The 15,583-nt window shown below is 69.8% G+C and carries 16 protein-coding genes; 9 read left to right on the forward strand and 7 right to left on the reverse strand.

The window, feature by feature from the left end; all coding sequences use genetic code 11:
- The first annotated feature begins 33 nt into the window (after positions 1 to 33).
- Positions 34 to 1,218 carry an amino acid deaminase/aldolase gene (locus ABZ342_RS10140; protein WP_360470972.1) on the forward strand — a complete coding sequence of 395 codons (1,185 nt, stop codon included), beginning with the start codon at positions 34 to 36 and terminating at the stop codon, positions 1,216 to 1,218.
- A gap of 245 nt (positions 1,219 to 1,463) precedes the next feature.
- On the opposite strand, the gene ABZ342_RS10145 is transcribed toward ABZ342_RS10140, so the two are convergent.
- The gene (locus tag ABZ342_RS10145; protein WP_155548365.1) at positions 1,464 to 2,111 is read right to left on the reverse strand and encodes a TetR family transcriptional regulator; all 648 of its coding nucleotides are present in this window, start codon (positions 2,109 to 2,111) and stop codon (positions 1,464 to 1,466) included.
- Positions 2,112 to 2,240: 129 nt separating this feature from the next.
- Between ABZ342_RS10145 and ABZ342_RS10150 the strand changes: the two genes are divergently transcribed.
- Both ABZ342_RS10150 and ABZ342_RS10155 read left to right on the forward strand, forming a co-directional pair.
- Entirely contained in the window at positions 2,241 to 3,566 is a 1,326-nt protein-coding gene (locus tag ABZ342_RS10150; protein ID WP_155548366.1) for a GH1 family beta-glucosidase, read from the forward strand.
- Positions 3,556 to 4,824, forward strand: a complete 1,269-nt coding sequence (locus ABZ342_RS10155; protein WP_360470976.1) for an MFS transporter — start codon at positions 3,556 to 3,558, stop codon at positions 4,822 to 4,824. Before ABZ342_RS10150 ends, ABZ342_RS10155 begins: the two co-directional genes overlap by 11 nt.
- 379 nt (positions 4,825 to 5,203) lie before the next feature.
- On the opposite strand, the gene ABZ342_RS10160 is transcribed toward ABZ342_RS10155, so the two are convergent.
- The gene (locus ABZ342_RS10160) at positions 5,204 to 5,614 is read right to left on the reverse strand and encodes a hypothetical protein (RefSeq protein ID WP_360470979.1); all 411 of its coding nucleotides are present in this window, start codon (positions 5,612 to 5,614) and stop codon (positions 5,204 to 5,206) included.
- 13 nt (positions 5,615 to 5,627) lie between these two features.
- Entirely contained in the window at positions 5,628 to 5,963 is a 336-nt protein-coding gene (locus tag ABZ342_RS10165) for a hypothetical protein (RefSeq protein WP_155548369.1), read from the reverse strand.
- 336 nt (positions 5,964 to 6,299) lie between these two features.
- On the opposite strand from ABZ342_RS10165, the gene ABZ342_RS10170 reads away from it, so the two are divergent.
- Both ABZ342_RS10170 and ABZ342_RS10175 read left to right on the forward strand, forming a co-directional pair.
- Positions 6,300 to 7,685 carry a helix-turn-helix transcriptional regulator gene (locus ABZ342_RS10170; protein ID WP_155548370.1) on the forward strand — a complete coding sequence of 462 codons (1,386 nt, stop codon included), beginning with the start codon at positions 6,300 to 6,302 and terminating at the stop codon, positions 7,683 to 7,685.
- A gap of 19 nt (positions 7,686 to 7,704) precedes the next feature.
- Positions 7,705 to 8,592, forward strand: a complete 888-nt coding sequence (locus ABZ342_RS10175) for an aminoglycoside phosphotransferase family protein (protein WP_360470983.1) — start codon at positions 7,705 to 7,707, stop codon at positions 8,590 to 8,592.
- Positions 8,593 to 8,802: 210 nt separating this feature from the next.
- On the opposite strand, the gene ABZ342_RS10180 is transcribed toward ABZ342_RS10175, so the two are convergent.
- The 4 genes from ABZ342_RS10180 to ABZ342_RS10195 form a co-directional block, all read right to left on the reverse strand.
- On the reverse strand, positions 8,803 to 9,831 hold the full coding sequence (locus tag ABZ342_RS10180; RefSeq protein WP_360470986.1) for a CopD family protein: 1,029 nt from the start codon (positions 9,829 to 9,831) through the stop codon (positions 8,803 to 8,805).
- A complete protein-coding gene (locus tag ABZ342_RS10185; protein WP_360470988.1) occupies positions 9,831 to 10,379 on the reverse strand; it encodes a copper resistance CopC family protein in 549 nt (182 codons plus the stop codon). Before ABZ342_RS10185 ends, ABZ342_RS10180 begins: the two co-directional genes overlap by 1 nt.
- Positions 10,380 to 11,141: a YcnI family protein gene (locus ABZ342_RS10190; RefSeq protein WP_360470991.1), complete on the reverse strand. Its 762-nt coding sequence runs from the start codon at positions 11,139 to 11,141 to the stop codon at positions 10,380 to 10,382.
- A 76-nt stretch (positions 11,142 to 11,217) separates the two neighbouring features.
- On the reverse strand, positions 11,218 to 11,724 hold the full coding sequence (locus tag ABZ342_RS10195; RefSeq protein WP_360471060.1) for a hypothetical protein: 507 nt from the start codon (positions 11,722 to 11,724) through the stop codon (positions 11,218 to 11,220).
- Between the two features lie 303 nt (positions 11,725 to 12,027).
- Here ABZ342_RS10195 and ABZ342_RS10200 point away from each other — a divergent pair, with 303 nt between their 5' ends.
- From ABZ342_RS10200 to ABZ342_RS10215, 4 genes are read left to right on the forward strand one after another with little or no spacing between them, the layout of a single operon-like run.
- Entirely contained in the window at positions 12,028 to 12,675 is a 648-nt protein-coding gene (locus tag ABZ342_RS10200) for an ABC transporter permease (protein ID WP_155548374.1), read from the forward strand.
- On the forward strand, positions 12,668 to 13,834 hold the full coding sequence (locus tag ABZ342_RS10205; protein ID WP_360470994.1) for an ATP-binding cassette domain-containing protein: 1,167 nt from the start codon (positions 12,668 to 12,670) through the stop codon (positions 13,832 to 13,834). The genes ABZ342_RS10200 and ABZ342_RS10205 overlap by 8 nt, the downstream gene beginning before the upstream one ends.
- Positions 13,831 to 14,610, forward strand: a complete 780-nt coding sequence (locus tag ABZ342_RS10210) for an ABC transporter permease (protein ID WP_360470996.1) — start codon at positions 13,831 to 13,833, stop codon at positions 14,608 to 14,610. The genes ABZ342_RS10205 and ABZ342_RS10210 overlap by 4 nt, the downstream gene beginning before the upstream one ends.
- Positions 14,607 to 15,575, forward strand: coding sequence for a glycine betaine ABC transporter substrate-binding protein (locus ABZ342_RS10215; RefSeq protein ID WP_360470998.1), 969 nt, complete (start codon positions 14,607 to 14,609; stop codon positions 15,573 to 15,575). Before ABZ342_RS10210 ends, ABZ342_RS10215 begins: the two co-directional genes overlap by 4 nt.
- Positions 15,576 to 15,583: the final 8 nt, after the last annotated feature.

The following is a 15,583-nucleotide window of genomic DNA, read 5'->3' on the forward strand; positions in this document are numbered from 1 at the left end:
CGTTTCAAGCCTTCGTGTCGTACTTTAGACCTCGTGACCAGTGCGACGGAGTACGACTTGGCGACCAAGGACCTCGATCCACCCTTGGCCGTGGTCGACTTGGCAGCCTTCGACGCGAACGCCGGCGACCTCCACCGCCGCGCCGCGGGCAAGCCGATCCGCGTCGTCTCGAAGTCGGTTCGCTGCCGGGCGTTGCTGGAGCGCGTGCTCGCGATGCCGGGCTTCGAGGGCCTGATGTGCTACTCGCTGGCGGAAGCGATCTGGCACGTCGGGCAGGGCACGACGGACAACGTCGTCGTCGCCTACCCGACGGCCGACCACGAGGCGCTGCGCCGCCTGGCCGCGTCCGACCGAGCTCGCGCGTCGATCACGATCATGGTCGACTCGGCCGCGCACCTGGACCTGGTGGACGCGGCGCTCGGCCACGGTCACCCGGAGATCCGGGTGTGCCTGGAGCTGGACGCGTCGTGGCGCCCGCTGCCGGGAGTCCACGTCGGCACCCGCCGTTCCCCGATTTTCACGCCGAAGCAGGCAACGGCGTTCGCCCGCCAGATCGTGGCGCGACCGGGATTCCGCCTCGTCGGCGTCATGGCGTACGAAGGCCAGATCGCCGGCCTCGGCGACAAGGCGGGCGCACGCCTGAACCAGCTGGTGATCGGCTGGATGCAGCGCCGATCGGCGGCGGAGCTGAACCGGCGTCGCGGCGAGGTGGTCCGCGCGGTCGAGGCGGTGACCCCGCTGGAGTTCGTGAACGGCGGAGGCACGGGCAGCATCGAGTCGACGGGCGCGGACGCGGTGGTCACGGAGATCGCGGCGGGCTCAGGCCTGATCGGCCCGACGTTGTTCGACGGCTACACGAAGTTCACGCCCCGCCCGGCAGCGCTGTTCGCGTTGCCGGTGGTCCGCCGCCCGACGCGCAAGATCGCCACGCTGTATTCGGGCGGCTACATCGCTTCGGGGCCAACAGGTCCATCACGCCAGCCGACGCCGTACCTCCCGACGGGCCTGAAGTTCCTCGGCTTCGAGGGAGCGGGCGAGGTCCAGACCCCGGTGACCGGCCGAGCGGCCCGCACCCTGAGCCTGGGCGACCGGGTATGGCTCCGGCACGCCAAGGCGGGCGAGCTGGCCGAGCGTTTCACCCACTACCACCTGGTGATGGGCGACCGAGTGGAGCGCACGGTCCCGACGTACCGAGGCGAGCACCAGAACTTCGGCTGACGTCCCTCGGCTCAGCTCGCCGCCGCACCGAGCTGGGCACCACGTCCGTACGGCAGAACACCGGCTTCGCGGGCGAACCTTGTGCGAAGTTCGTCGGTGTCCCAGCCCCCGGACGGGCGAATTCCGGCGGGCTGGGACAACGCAGTCTGCTGCGGCCCTACCGGGGTCCAGCCGCAGCCCGCCCTACCGGGACAACTACCAGTTGTCCACAGCTGTGCATACCTGTGGACAACTTCTGTGGACAGCTACGACTGCTCCCCGAACCGGGCCGCCAAATAGCCCTTCACCACGTACTTCGCCTCGGCGACGATCTTCTCGTCCCCGCTCGGCTCCTTCCGGAACGCCAGCTTCAGCAGCGCGTCGGCCACCTCGTTGGCGATCCCGATCGCGAAGCGCAGGTCCTCCACCGGCCGGTCCACCTGCGTGGACACCAGGTCCGTCAGGGAGTCGACGATCACCGCGTTGTTGTCGCGCGTCTCGTCCAGCAGCTGGCGGTCGATGATGTCGCCGAAGTGGACCTTCGAGAAGCCCGGCACCGACCGGTGCATCTCCAGGTAGATGTCGAGGATCGAGTCCACGACGTCCCACCAGTGCTCGGGTCCGAGCTGCTTGAGCCGCTCGTTCACCGCGCCGACGAACCTCTCCAGGTTGCGGGCGGTAAGCGCTTGCACGACCGCGCGCTTGTCCGGGAAGAACTGGTACAGCGAACCGACCGCCACGCCCGCTCGTTTGGCGATCAGGGTCGTCGTCAGTGCGTCGTAGCCGAGCTCGTCGATCAGCGCCGCGCTCGCGTCGAGCATCTGCTCGACCCGCTTCGCGCTTCGCTGCTGGACCGGCTGACGGCGCAAGGGGGTGGCTTCTGCCGGCACCTTCGCGGCCTGGATGTCGGACACGGCACTCCTCCTCGTCTGATCTGGGACTTTATCGTGCCGACGGGCTTCCCCACGGACGAGTGAAGACCTAGTATATGAGAACTTTTCATGTTCACCCGGACGGGTGGCCTGACGAAGGGGTCAGCACCAGTGCAGAACCCGATCTTCCCGCCCGGCTTCCTCTGGGGTGTCTCGACTTCGGCGTTCCAGATCGAGGGCGCCACCAGCGAAGGTGGGCGCGGACCGTCCATCTGGGACACGTTCACCGCGACCGAGGGCAAGATCGCCCGCGGTGAACAAGCAAACGTAGCCGCCGACCACTACCACCGCTACCCCGAAGACATCGCGCTGATGGCGGAGCTCGGCGTCGGCGCCTACCGGATGTCCATCGCCTGGCCCCGCATCCAGCCCGAGGGCAAAGGTGCGCCCAACCCCGAAGGGCTCGGCTTCTACGACAAGCTCATCGACGCCGTCTGCGAAGCCGGGATCGCCCCCGCCGTCACGCTTTACCATTGGGACACCCCCCAAGCGATCGAAGACGACGGCGGCTGGCTCTCCCGCACGACCGCTGAGCGCTTCGCCGAATACGCTCACATCCTCGGAGATCGCTTCGCCGACCGGGTGAAGCTGTGGATTCCGCTCAACGAGCCGATGGTGATGTCCATTTTCGGCTACGGCATCGGCGAGTACGCGCCCGGCCAGACGCTCCTGCTCGACGCCATCCCGACCGCGCACCACCAGAACCTCGCGCACGGCCTCGCCGTCCAGGCCCTCCGCGCGGCCGGCGCGACCGAGGTCGGCACCGCCAACAACCACTCGCCGATCTGGCCGTCCGACGACTCTCCCGAAGACGAAGCAGCCGCGGAGTGGCTCGACGCGCTGCTCAACCGGCTCTACGCCGACCCCGTGCTGCTCGGCACCTATCCCGAACAGCTCCACGAGCACCTGCCCGCCGGGTTCGCCGACGACCTGCCGACCATCGCGCAGCCGCTCGACTTCTACGGCGTCAACTACTACGAGCCGCAGGGGGTCGCGAAGCCCAGTCCGGGCAACCCGCTGCCCTTCGACCTTCGCCCGGTCGAGGGATATCCGATGACGACCAACGACTCGCCGATCGTCCCGCACGCCCTGCGCGAGCTGCTGCTCGACTTCCACCGCCGCTACCGCGACAAGCTGCCGCCCATCCAGATCACCGAAAACGGCTGCAGCTTCGCCGACGTCGTCGCCGAGGACGGCGGTGTCCACGACCCCGAGCGCATCGACTTCCTGCACAGCCACCTCGTCGCGCTGCGCGAGGCGATGGACGCCGGTGTCGACGTCCGGGGTTACTTCTGCTGGTCCCTGATGGACAATTTCGAGTGGTCCAAGGGCTACGCGCCACGTTTCGGCCTGGTGCACGTCGACTACGAAACCCTGCGGCGCACGCCGAAGGACTCGTTCCACTGGTACCGGAAGCTGGTGCGGGATGAGCAGTGAAACGACCGAGACGACCGGTCTGCCGGAAGCCCTCGCCGAACCCGTGGTGCGGGTGCGGCCCGGCTGGATGAGTTTGCTGTTCTTCGCGAACATCGCGCTCTGGCTGGGGATCTACGCGCCGATCCAGGTGCTGCTGCCGCAGCAGGCCGAGCTGCTCGACCAGGTGAACAAGGAGTTCGTGCTCGGGCTGGTGATGGGCGTCGGCGCGATCGTGGCGCTGGTCGTCAACCCGGCCGTCGGGCTGCTGTCCGACCGGACGACCTCGCGCTTCGGCCGCCGCCACCCGTGGACGGTCATCGGTGCCGCCGTCGCGGCCGTCGGGCTGCTGGTGCTGGCGTTCGCGCCGGACGTCGCGCTCCTGATCGTCGGCTGGTGCCTCGTGCAGGCCGGGCTCAACGGCATGCTCGCCACGCTCATGTCCGCCATCGCCGACCGCGTCCCGGTCGGCCAGCGCGCGCAGGTCGGCGGGCTCGTCGGCATCGCGCAGATGCTCGGCACGGTGCTGGGCGCGGTCGTGGTCGTCGTGATGCTCGGCATCGCCGGGATTCCGCTGGCGTACGCGGTCTGCGCGGTGATCGTCGTCGTGGGCGCCGCGTTCTTCGTGCTGCGGACCCCGGACGCGCGCCTGCCGGTCGAGTACCGGCCGTCGTCCCAGGCCGGCGAGGTCCTGCGCAACCTGTGGGTCTCCCCGCGGCGGCACCCGGACTTCGCGTGGGCGTGGTCGTGCCACTTCATGATCAACCTCGGCAACGCGTTCGGGACGCTCTACCTGCTGTTCTTCCTCAAGGACGCGGTGCACTACGAGGACCCCGACACGGGCCTGCTCATCATGATGGGGCTCTACGGCGTCGCGCTCGTCATCGGTGCCGTGCTCGCCGGCCACTTCTCGGACAAGTCCGGACGGCGTAAGCCATACGTCCTTGCGGCGTCCGGTGTGATGGCGTTGGCCGCTTTGCTGCTGGTGATCTGGCAGAGCTGGCCGGTCGCGCTCGCGGCGTCCCCGCTGCTCGGGGTCGGTTTCGGTGCGTACATGGCGGTCGCGCTCGCGATGCTGACGCAGGTGCTCCCGACGGCGCAGGACCGGGCGAAGGACCTGGGTGTCATCAACATCGCGAACTCGCTGCCGCAGGTGGTCGCTCCGCTGCTGACGCCGCTGGTGCTCGCCTACCTGGGCGGGTATCCGGGGCTCTTCGCCGCTTCGGCCGTCGCGACGCTCTTGGCCGCGGCGCTCGTCTTGCGGGTGAAGGCCGTTCGCTGAAAGAAGTGGAACCGCGGGCCGGTGCCGGTCGGGGGAGGGGAGTGCAACGGCACCGGCCCGCGGAATTCAGGGGCCGCTCACAGGCGGGTCACGTCGAGGCGAACCAGTGGTCCAGGCCTCTTCGATGATCAATCTAGCGGGGGATTACCGCCTGGGCTAGGCCTAACGCGTATTTTTTTCGATTAATCGCGGTGGGGACCGGGTGGGGCGGCCGAGGACTGGTTCGCGCTGCTCGGGGGTGCGGGCGAAACAGTCCCCGGCCGGGGCGAGAGCAGGCGCGGGTCCGATGGGGCGATCGGTCGGCCGCGCTCGCCGGATCAGGGGCGGCACAACGGCGTCCGGGTCCGCCACCGCGGGAGGTGGCGACGGCCCGGGTCCGTCAGGCCGTGACCGCTCGGCGCGGGTTCACCAGCGCGTGGCGCCCGGTGGTCTCGGCCGCGGTGGGTGCCGGGGCCGGACGGCCCTGCGCCGGGACCGGGCTCTGGCGGCGGTTGTCCGCCGAGGACGGCTGCGGCGCCAGACCGCCCGCCACCAGGTGTTCGTGCGCGACCTGCCAGACCGAGCACGGCGCCTTGCAGCGGTGCCACCGGGTCGAGCAGGTGGGGCAGTCGCCGCGCTCGTCGGGCTCGTGCATCTTCAGCATCGCGCGCCACGCCTCCGTCAAGCGGGGGAGTTCGGAGCGCGCGACCGAGACGAGCGACTGGGCGTCGGCGCGGTTCGCCAGGTCGGTCAGCATGTCGAGGCGCTCCCAGACCGCATTGCGGAGGACCTGCCCGAGTACCTGATCCATGATCAGCTCACCGTTACCTTTCCGCCATCTTGGCGGCTTCGTTGAGCGCGGCGCGCAGCTGTCCGAGCTGGCCGGACGTCAACCGCGCGGTCTCGCCGGGGGGCGAGACCAGTACCACCTGGTTGTCCTCGACGAACACCGTCACCGCGCGCTCGCGGCTGATGAGGTCGCCGCACTGCACGCGCCACACCAGCTGACCGCCTTCGTAGTGCCGGACGTTCGCGGTGCGGGGGTCCACCGCGGCAGCGGGGGTGACCGGGCGGACGGCGGAGAGAGGAGAGACCACCGGCCGAACGGCGCGGGTCGCCGTGCCGGCATGTCCCCCTGCGAACGAGTCCACGAACTCCACGCCCTTCTCCGCTCTGTCGTGCCTCCGTCGGAACCCTCGGGCTCCGAAGATGCCTTCTGCAACATCGCCTTGTCATAAACCCTGCGGTTTTCGTAGCTCTCCGTGATCGCTACCGGTGTCCGGGCGGTGACGGAGATCTGACAACTACAGTGAGGTGCAACCGGCTGCGATAGAAGGTCGAAATGGCGTCATAGCGGTGACCGGACCGGGTTCCACGGTAAGCGGTCAACGGACTTCGCCCGGACCGATCAGGGCACCAGTTCGGCTGTTCACACGGTTTCGCCAGTTTGCTTACGCTGTTTCACAGACGCCCGACCGGACAGTGGAGGGGGCGCGATGGACGCCAGTAACGGTGGCAGTGCCGAAGCCCGGCAGAGCCACGCAGTTCCCGCTGACGCGTGGGAGCAGCCGGAGATGAGAGCGGCTCTCGCGTCCCGCGAGATCAGCGCCGTCTACCGGCTCCTGCGCAAGCACGGTGTCTCGCAGCGCCAGATCGCCGCGATGACCGGCCAGTCCCAGTCCGAGGTGTCGGAGATCCTCAAGGGTCGCCAGGTCATGGCCTACGACGTCCTCACGCGGATCGCCGACGGCCTGGGTGTCCCCCGTGGATACATGGGCCTCGCCTACGACGAGGCCACGGCGATACGCGTCGTCGGCTCCGCCGACGGCCAGCAGGCTGAGGAGGACGAGTCCGTGAAGCGACGGAGGTTCCTCGCGCACGCCGCCCAGGTCACGATGGGTGCGGCGGTGTTCGGTCCGGAATCCGGCACGTGGTCGGCGGGGCCGGCCAGGACACCGGCGCCCGGGCGCATCGGCATGACCGACGTGCGCCAGGTGGAGGCCGCGACGCGCGCCCTCCGGGCGCTCGACTACCAGTACGGCGGCGGTTTCTGCCGTGACGCCGTGGTCGCGCAGCTGTCCTGGGGACAGCAGATGCTCGAGGCGCACGGCACGGACATCGTCAAGAACCGGCTGTACGTGGCGCTCGCCGACCTGCACTCGCTGGCCGGCTGGACGTCCTTCGACACCGGTCTGATGGACTCCGCCCGCGGCCACTTCGCGAACGCGCTGGACCTGGCCAAGCAGGGCGAGAACCACCCGCTGGTGGCCAACGTGCTGTACCGCATGGGCCGCGTCTACCTGCACCAGGACGCCCCGAACGACGCGCTGAAGCTGTTCCAGCTGGGCCAGATCGCCGCGCAGGAATCCGGCTCCGAGCTGGCGGTCTCCGTGCTCTGCGCGAACGAGGCCTGGGCCTACGCGATGATGGGCAACGAGGAGCAGGCGGTGAAGCTGCTCGGCCGGAGCAAGGACGAGTTCGAGCGCGCCAACCTGGCCGAAGCCGAGTCGTGGGTGAAGTTCTTCACCGAGACCGACGTCTACGCCATGGTCGGCACCGTCCACACGGTGCTCGCGCAGCAGAACTCCGAGCACACGAAGTACGCCATCCCGGCGCTGACCAGGGCCGTCGAGTCCTACGACGACGAGATGGCCCGCTCCAAGACGTTCATGCTGAGCGCACTGGCCACCAACCACCTGCTGGACGGCGACCTCGACCACGGCGCCAAGGTCGGCGGCAAGGCCATCGACTGCGCCGAGGGCATCAAGTCCGAGCGGGTCAAGGACCGCATGCGGCCCCTGCAGGACGAGGCCGAGCGACGCCGCAACAACGCCGACGCCCGTGACCTCGCCGACCGGCTCAACGCTTTCTACGCCGCATAGCGTCGAAGGCGCCGGCGTCTTGGACGGCCGGTTCACCTCCGGCAAGTTGCGTGGCGTACTGGCCGAGACGTGCGCCCTGCTGGGTTTCGACCCGGCGGGCGCACGGCTGCTGCGGTTTACCAACAACGCGGTGTACGCGCTGGTCACCGCACCTTTCGTGATCCGGATCGTCGGTTCCACCCGGCTCCGGCACCGCGTCGAAACCGTGGTCCGCGTGGCCCGGCACTTCGAGCTTCACGACGTCCCCGCCATCCGGCTGCTCGACACCGTCGAGCAGCCGCTGCCGGTCGGCGGGCACCTGGTGACCGTGTGGCACCAGGTGCCGAGCATCGGCCGTCCGGCGACGTCCACCGACCTGGCCCGGCTGCTGCGCCGGGTGCACGCGCTGCCCGCGCCCGACGGTCTCGCCGAATGGGCGCCGTTCGCCGCGGTGCGGGCCCGGGTGTCCGACGCCGAAGAGCTCACCGCCGGCGATCGCGCGTTCCTGCTCGAGCGCTGCGCCGAGCTCGAGTCCGCGCTGGCCGAGCTGGAGTTTCCGCTGCCCAGGGGCCTGGTTCACGGCGACGCGTACCCGGGCAACGTCATCCCCGGTCCGGACGGTCCGGTGCTCTGCGACTTCGACTCGTCGTGCGTCGGCCCGCCGGAGTGGGACCTGACGCCGCTGGCGGTCGGCCGTGAGCGGTTCGGCGACCCGCCGGTGCGCTACCGGACGTTCGCCGCGGCGTACGGCTTCGACGTAACGTCGTGGTCCGGGTTCGCCGTGCTCCGGGCGATCCGCGAGCTGAAGCTGACGACGAGCGTGCTGCCGATCCTGCGCAGCCGGCCGCAGGTGCGGCCCGAGCTCCACCGCCGGTTGGACGACCTCCGGAGCGGCCGGACGGACACGCGCTGGACGCGTTACCGCTGAGCCGGATCTGTCACTTCGTGTGACCGGCGCCACAATCTGCACGTGCATTCGACGACGGCAAATGACCGTTCGTCGCTTCCGAAATGGGCTCGTCTCTGGGTAGAAAGTTCGGTCCGACGGGTCGCCCCCAATGGTCTACCCCTCATCCCAATGCGCAAGTTGCAGCTACTCGCCGTGACCTGGGACCGCCCTACCAGCGGGGAAGGGCTTTCAGGACGCGACGACCGGCGCCCGCGTCAGCGCCACGGCGAAGCCGAACGCCAATCCCATGACGGTCAGCTCGAGCGTCGCCCACGCGGCGAGGGCCGTCCGGTTGTGCCGGACGATCTGCGGCATCAGCCGGAAGCGGGTGTACGCGCCGAGCAGCGCGATGACGCCGGTGCAGAGGAACTTCAGGAGGAAGAGCTGCCCGTACGGCGTCGTGAAGAGGGCCGCCCAGAACCCGATGGTCGGGTTGAGCGAGATCTCGACCAGCCCGTTGAACAGCCCGGTCGCCGCGGAAAGGACCAGGCAGAGCGTCGCGAGCTTCGAGAACCGGGGCAGCGCGTGCGCCAGGAGTCTCCGGTTCGCGACGAGGAGCACGGTCATCGCGCCGAGGCCGCCGGTCCAGGCGACGGCACTCATGACGTGCAGCTCCATCGAGATCATCGTGTAGTCGTGGTAGTTCCAGTTCGACGCGTGCCCGGTGACCGGCAGCGGCAGCAGCGCGAACAGGCCGAGCCCGACGCGGACCTCGGCGGGCACCTTCTCGCCGAAGCGCAGCGCCAGCGCACCGATCCCGGCGTGGACGAGCGCGAGCGCCGCGACGATGACGAGCGCCTTGCCCGCGCCGACGTTCGCGATGTAGTCGCCGAGGTCGCCCGGCGAGAGCGTCGACGAGCCGGGCTTGTACTCCGCGGTCTGCAGGATCAGCGCGACGACGGCGGCCGTCGCCCAGACCAGCGCGGCCGCGACGCCGGCCGGCCGGGCCAGCCGCATGATCGGCTCGGTCAGCTTCGGCCGGTCGTAACCGGCGAGCACCGACAGCAGCGCCAGGCCGATGGTCGTGACCGCGGCGAGGTCGAGCAAGACCCGCACGACCGGGATGCCGGCCGAGACCACCGCGTCGGGTTCCACGACACCGGGGACCGGGGTGGTGGACATGAGCGCGACGCCGATGAGGGCGCCGAGCAGCCCCGCCGTCACGACGCAGAGCAGCGTCGAATAGCGGGGTTTCGCGGTGGTCTCGGCCTGGGTCATCAGTTCTTCTCTTCCACCGACCGGCCCGAGCGCAGGGCCACCGTGAGCCCGATCGCCAGCAGCACGACGGCGCCGGCGATCCAGACCCAGATCGGCACCCCGGTCGAGCCCGGCTGCGGCGCGGCCGACGACGAGCTTCCCGGCGACTTCGCCGCGTCGACGGTCGCCGGCGTGCCGGTGCCCGCCGCGGTGAGGGTGAAGGTGAGCTCACCGGTCACCGGGTGGCCGTCCGCGGAGAGCACCCGGTAGCCGATGGTGTACTTCCCGGCCGGGCCGAGCGGCCGCAGGGGCGCGGTGAGGACGTTGTTCACCACGCTGATCGGTCCCTCGGCCCACTGGCCGCCGCCGGGTCCGGTCACCGCGATCTGGTTGACGTCGGCGCCCTGCACGTACTGGTCGAAAGTCAGGCTGACCTTCTGCGGACCGGCGGCGACGGACGAGCCGTTCGCCGGGTCCGAGGAGATCAGCACGTTGTGCGCCAGCGCCGGGGTGGCCGTGCCGAGCACGGCCACCACCGTCAACGCCAGCGCGACGAGCGCCTTCCGCATCTAGCTGTTGCCTCCCGGCTTCGCGGTGGCCTTGCGGGCCCGGATGGTCGCGCCGGCTCCGACGCCGAGGCCGATGGCCCCGACGAGCAGGCCGGCCCCGCCGAGCCAGCGGGCCGTGTTGTCCGAGGTCGCCGCGGCGGCTTCAGTGTGCTCCCCGTTGGTGGACGCGGTGTTAGCGCCCATTGCGGCGTGGTCGCCGTCGCCCTCGGCCTTCGCGGCCAGCTTGACGGCCGGCGCCGGGTGCTCCGGCTCCTCGCCGCCCGCCGGGGTCGGCTGGTTCCAGTCGACGACCTTGCCATCACTGTAGGTCTGGTGGGCCGGGAACTCGACCTCGTCCACGTTGGTCGGCAGCGGGCCGAAGCTCACCGAGAATTCCTGGTAGTCGGTGGCTTTCAGCTCGTTGCCCGGCTGCGCGGTCCACGTCACCGCCGTGACGGCCTCGGTGATCTGCGTGCCGTTGTCCTTGGTGATCGGGGTGGGCAGCTTGGACTTGGTCACCTCGGCGGTCCAGCCGGGCAGCGGCTTGGTCCGCACGCTGCCGATGCCGTAGTCGGCCTTGAAGTCGACGGCCACCTTGGTGGTCATGGTGGTCGGTTCCTCGCTCGGCACGCGGAACACGATCGCCGCGTACCCGCCCTTCGTCGGCTGCGGGCCGTAGACGTTGGCGGTGACGTGCGCGGAGGCGACGCCCGTGCCGAGGAGACCGGCGACACCGATGGTGGCGGCGAGGAAACCGGCGCGCTTGAAGACGTGCTGGGACATGGGTTCACTCCTGATGAACGCAAAGATCGGGACAGCTCGGTTCGGGGACCGGGCTGCTGTGGGGGTCGAGCTGGGTTCAGGAGTGGACGGGTGGGCCGCGCCGCCCGCGGATCCGGCGCAGGTCGACGCCGACGAGGTGGCCCGGCGCGTCGACGCGCACCGGGACGAGCGCGGGGGCCGCCGGGATCGGCAGCGGGGTGAGCAGCCGCGGCAGAAACGCGCGCAGCACGGCCAGGACCGTCAGCAGCGTCGCGTCCGCGCGGGCGAGCAGGAGTGCGGTCAGCACGGTCGCGACGGCGTGCGCGGTGACCATGCCGAGCCCCGTGCTGCCGGGCATCGCGCCCATGTCGTGACCGGCGTGACCGTCGTGGCCGGCGAGCGTGGTGAGCAGCAGGTGCATAACGAGCTGGGCGGCACCGAGCAGGGTGAGCGTGGCGACCGCCCCGCGCGCCTTGCGGGCCAGCGCGGTCGCGGTCCAGCCGAAGAGGCCGGCGAGCAGCACGGTCATCGCCGGGTCGGGCAGGCCGCCGTCGGCGAGCCAGTGGGCGGTCACGGAAAGCGCCGCGGCGCACACGGCGAGCAACACACCGCGGGTAGCACCGAGCACGGCGGGACGCCGTGCCGGAACGCTCATGAGGAGCAGCCTAAGGGACCTGTTCCCGCGTGAACGTGTGATCCCGTGAACTGAGCACACACCGAGTTCACGGACCACGCCACGCCGTGGTTCAGGTCATTTCTTGCCGATCACGTCCGGAAAGGCCAAGGTGGGCGGAACCGGTGGGCCGAAACGGGGGTTTGGCCCGGCCTCGCGCTGGGTACTGAGCCGTCGGTCAGGAACTAGCCCGATCGGGTGAAGGCCTGCACAAAGGCGGGAGAGCGGACACGGATGAACCTCTTCGACTACATCTCCGACCGGGCGAGCAAGCTCTGGCTGGAGGCTTACCTGCACACCAGCATGGTGGTGCAGTGCACCATCCTCGCGGCGGTCCTCGGCGTGCTGATCGGGGTCGCGGTGTACCGCAGCCCGATCGGTTCGGCGGTGGCCACGGCGCTTGCGAGCACGATCCTGACGGTCCCGTCGTTCGCCCTCCTGGGCCTGCTGATCCCGATCTCGGGGCTCGGCCCGACCACGGCCGTCATCGCGCTGGTGCTCTACGGCCTCCTGCCGATCGTCCGGAACACCATCGTGGGGCTCGACGGCGTCGACCCGGCGATCACCGATGCCGCGCGCGGCATCGGCATGAGCCGTTTCGGCGTGCTCACCCGCGTCGAGCTGCGGCTCGCCTGGCCGGCGATCCTCACCGGCATGCGGGTGGCCACGCAGATGCTGATGGGCATCGCGGTGATCGCCGCCTACGCGAAGGGCCCCGGCTTCGGCGCCGAAGTCTTCTCCGGGCTCACGAACGCGGGGAGCACGAACTCCCTGAACCAAGCCGTCACGGGCACGGTCGGGGTCGTCATCCTCGCCCTGATCCTCGACGGCATCTACGTCCTGATCAAGCGCTTCACCATTTCTAGGGGTGTCCGTGGCTGAGAACGAGGAAGTCTCCGGCGTCGAGATCGAGCTGGAGCACGTGACCAAGCGGTACCCCGGCACCCGCGAAGCGGCGGTCGACGACTTCTCCATGGTCGTGCCCGCCGGCAAGATCGTGGTCTTCGTCGGCCCGTCGGGCTGCGGCAAGACGACGACGATGCGGATGATCAACCGGCTGGTCCAGCCGACCTCCGGCAAGATCACCATCGGTGGTGAGGACGCGCTGAGCCTCGACGTCGACACCCTGCGCCGCCGGATCGGCTACGCGATCCAGCAGGCCGGGCTGTTCCCGCACTTCACCGTCGCGCAGAACATCGGCGTGGTGCCCGGCCTGCTCGGCTGGGACAAGAAGAAGGTCAACGACCGGGTCGAGGAGATGATGGACCTGGTCGGGCTCGACCCGGCCGACTTCCGCGACCGCTTCCCGCGCCAGCTCTCCGGCGGCCAGCAGCAGCGCGTCGGCGTCGCCCGGGCGCTCGCCGCGGACCCGCCGGTCCTGCTGATGGACGAGCCGTTCGGCGCGGTCGACCCGATCACCCGCGGCAACCTGCAGGACGAGCTGCTGCGGCTGCAGAGCGAGCTGAAGAAGACGATCGTGTTCGTCACGCACGACTTCGACGAGGCCGTGAAGCTCGGCGACAAGATCGCGGTGCTCGGCAACCAGTCGTCGATCATGCAGTACGACACGCCCGAGGCGATCCTGGCCAACCCGGCGAACGACACGGTCGCCGGCTTCGTCGGCGCGGGCGCGTCGCTCAAGCAGCTGACGCTGCTGCGGGTCCGGGACGTCGAGCTGGCGCAGGACGCGCTGACCGCGTCGGTCGACGACGACCCGGCCGAGCTCCGCAAGAAGCTCGAAGACCAGCGCAAGCACTTCGCGCTGGTCTTGGACGCGCGCCGCCGTCCGACGCGCTGGGTGCACTCGCGCGACCTGAAGCCGGGGGTGTCGCTGGCCAACGCCGGCAAGCCGCTGCGGGACATCGTCAGCCTGCAGTCGACCCTGCAGGACGCGCTGGAGGCGATGCTCGCCGAAGGCGGCTCGGTGCCGGTGACCGGCGCGCGCGGCGAGTACGCGGGCACCATCCAGCTGGACACCGTGATCGCGACCATCCAGCAGCTGCGCGAGGAGCACACGAACGGCGAGGAGGTGTCCGCATGACGGCTGCCGTCGATACCGGTTTCAGCACCGAATCCGGCTCCAAGCGCGCGGAACGCGTCCGGCTGTTCGCCCAGCCCGCCGTGGTGCTGGTGATCGTCGCCGTCACGCTGATCTGGGTGTTCTCCAGCGGGCTGAACGCGACCGAGAAGGAGACGCTCAACGCGTCTTCGCTGTTCACGGCGCTCGGGGACCACGTGCTGATGACGCTCGTGGTGACCGCGATCGTCGTGCTGGTCGCCGTGCCGCTCGGCGTGATCGTGACGCGGCCGTGGGCGCGCTTCCTCGCGCCGGTCTTCCTGGCGATCGCGAACATCGGCCAGGCGGCGCCCGCGCTCGGCGTGCTGGTGCTGTGGTTCATCGTCACCGGCTCGGTCGGCGGGCTGTGGGTGGCGGCGCTGCCGCTGGCCTTCTACTCGCTGCTGCCGGTGCTGCGGAACACGATGGTCGGCATCCAGCAGGTCGACGAGTCGCTGATCGACGCCGGCCGCGGCATCGGGATGTCGGCGACGGCGGTGCTGTGGCGGGTCGAGCTGCCGCTGGCCGTCCCGCTGATCCTGGCCGGCCTGCGCACGTCGCTCGTCCTGGCGGTGGGCACGGCGACGTTCGGCATGTTCGTCAACGCCGGCGGGTTCGGGCTCCTGATCGACACCGGCTACAAGCTGAACCTGACCTCGGTGCTGGTGACCGGCTCGGTGCTGGCCGTCGCGCTGGCGCTGCTGGTCGACTGGCTGGGCGCGGTCGCCGAACAGTTCTTCGGACCGAAGGGGCTGCGATGAAACTCCGGCGCATGACGGCCGTCCTCGGCGTGGCCGTGCTGGGCGCGACGCTCTCGGCGTGCGGCCTCACCGTCAACCAAGCCGTTCCCTACGACATCCAGCCGGGCACGATCCAGCCGATCCCGTCCCTGCAGGGCCTGAAGGTGACGGTGGGGTCGAAGGACTTCACCGAGAACATCATCCTGGCCTACATGTCCGAGATGGCGCTGTCCGCGGCGGGCGCGGACGTCGTCGACCTGTCGGACATCAAGGGGTCCAACTCGTCGCGGCAGGCGCTGCTGTCGGGCCAGACCGACGTCACGTGGGAGTACACCGGCACCGGCTGGATCAACTACCAGGGCAACGAGCTCCCGGTGCCCGGCGGCGAGAAGGCCCAGTACGAAGCGACGGCCAAGGCGGACGAAGAGAAGTTCGGCGTCAGCTGGCTGAACTACTCGCCGCTCAACGACCAGTACGCGTTCGCCGTCACCGAGGAGTACGGCGCGAAGAACAACCTGAAGACGACGTCCGACCTCGCGGCGTTCCTCAAGCAGAAGCCGGACCAGAACGTGTTCTGCCTGGAGACGGAGTTCACCAGCCGCCAGGACGGGTTCCCGGCCGCGGTGAAGGCCTACGGCTTCCAGAGCCCGAAGATCGAGAACTTCGGCATCGGCACGATCTACTCGGCGGTCGCGAGCGGCACCTGCCCGGTGGGCGAGGTGTTCACCACCGACGGCCGGATCTCCGGGCTGAACCTGCGGGTGCTCGAGGACGACAAGAAGGCGTTCCCGCAGTACAACGCGGTCCCGACGCTGCGCACGGAGTACCTCAAGGCGCACCCGGACATCCGCGGCCCGCTCGAGAAGATCGCCGCGGCGCTCGACAACGAGCAGATGGTCCAGCTGTGCAAGCAGGTCGACGTCGACGGCCAGGACGCGGGCAAGGTCGCCCACGAGTGGATGGTCAAGAAGGGCTTCGTGAAGTAGCTCGCCGC

The sequence above is a fragment of the Amycolatopsis sp. NPDC005961 genome, assembly GCF_040629235.1.
Lineage (GTDB): Bacteria > Actinomycetota > Actinomycetes > Mycobacteriales > Pseudonocardiaceae > Amycolatopsis > Amycolatopsis camponoti.